This is a genomic window from Gilliamella sp. B2923 (genome assembly GCF_026536565.1).
GTDB lineage: Bacteria > Pseudomonadota > Gammaproteobacteria > Enterobacterales > Orbaceae > Gilliamella.
In genome coordinates this window covers 1-1,725 of record NZ_JAFNNZ010000039.1, presented here as the reverse complement: position 1 = coordinate 1,725, position 1,725 = coordinate 1, and the positions used below count along the sequence as shown (strand labels likewise).

1 protein-coding gene and 1 pseudogene are annotated in these 1,725 nt (G+C 40.7%); both read left to right on the top strand.

Features of this window, described 5'->3' with window-relative positions; genetic code table 11:
• Positions 1–1,205: pseudogene (locus tag J3U42_RS12210) on the top strand (hypothetical protein); the annotation flags it as partial.
• Position 1,206: 1 nt separating this feature from the next.
• Entirely contained in the window at positions 1,207–1,455 is a 249-nt protein-coding gene (locus tag J3U42_RS12205; RefSeq protein WP_220218601.1) for a hypothetical protein, read from the top strand.
• Positions 1,456–1,725 lie beyond the last annotated feature (270 nt).

Sequence of the window (1,725 nt, the reverse complement as noted above, 5' to 3'; positions counted from 1 at the left end):
AGCTGATTAAAGATATTGCCCAGCAGGCTAAAAGTGTGGTGAAGAAATATGACCGCATTGAGGCACAAAAAGAGGTGGATAAAAACAAGGATGCGTTAATCCGGGCGGAAGCGGAAAAGCGATATAAACATTTAAGTGATGAGGAAAAAGCGAAATACGCCTCATTTGAACAATATTATAGCGCGAATCAGGATTCCATTTATTACGCGCTGGTTGATACTCAGCTAAAAACCAATAAAGATAAAAATCTGGGCACAATGGGCGGTGATGTCAGTAAAGGGATTGATACCGCTATGGCGATAGTGACCGGGGTGATTACCGGTGATATTACCGGTAGTCTGGCGGGTGCCAGTGCGCCGTGGATTGCCGAGCAAATCAAACTGCATACCGGTCATGCTGATGAAAAAGGTAACTGGGTGACCGATGATATCGCCGGTAACTTAATTGCCCATGCGATACTCGGCGCCGTTGTTGCTGAGCTGCAAGGTGGTCCATCGATTGCCGCCGGTGGCGGTGATACCGGCGCTGCCGGTGCGGCAATGGCTGCCGGAAAGAATGCGGTTGAGAATAATTTTATGGCCTTGCAAGTAATGGATGAATTTGACCGTGATTATCGAGATGGTTTGTTACTATTTAAAGGTGATGAAAAAGCAGCAACAGATTATGCGAATGAAATGATTCGAGATAGAGCAATTGCAAGCGGTGTTGCAACAGGTATAATTGTAGGAGGTGCTGTTCTTCCTAATACTGCAATAATTGGTGGTTCACTGAGTGGCGCCATTAATGCAGGAATGCAATATACATTAAATCCAGATGGAAGTATTAATTGGACTGATGTAGGAATTGCATCAGGAGTTGGTGCTGTTACTGGTGGTGCAGGGACAGGGTTTTGGGGGACAGTTGGTTGGAATGCCGCAGGCGGTGCAACATCAAATTATTTAAAGGATGAAGATCCGTTAATTGGTGCTGCTGCTAGTGCAATAGGATCTGGTTTTGGTTATCTTGGCGGCAAGATGTTACAAGGTCCATTAGAGAAATTATTTAATCCAGTATCAAAACAATATGAGTGGATTCCTATTGGAATTTGGACTATTACTAAACCCGCTTCTCAAAGTTCTATTCCGGCTATTTCCGGGGGAGTCGTAGACTCTGCTACAGGAGAATTAATTGACAATAAGATTAATGATCTGATGAAGAGTAAATGAGATGAAGAAAAATAGAAAATATTTAGCATTACTGTTTCTATGTATAGCGATGCCTTTAATCTTGTTTTTTAGTATTTTAATTATAAGTTTAATATTTTCATTTTTGTTTTATTTTAAAACAAATGAATTTGTAATTGATACTAAAGATATATATATAGCTTGTAAACTAGCTCCTTTTGGTATCCCTGTAGGAATCGCTATGTGGTATTTGGAGTGTCGTCGTTTAGGGATTAAGATCTTTGGTAAATAATTTAGTTCCCAGCTCAAAAAGCTGGGATTTGTTTGTTTTTAGAATCTACCTCGCAAGTTCTACTATCAACTAGCCCTGCTCAATTTTAATAATAACAGGGCAATCTGACATAAAATTTTATCTGCTCCAGCCCCGCTATCCTAATAGTTACTGTGGTTTGAGGCTATCAGCAAATAAACCAACTGTTAGCATCAACATCAAAAGAAGCAAATGAATTGCGCAGTATCTATGATGGCGTGGTGTTATCTTTTCAGCGTTGGGGTTACAACG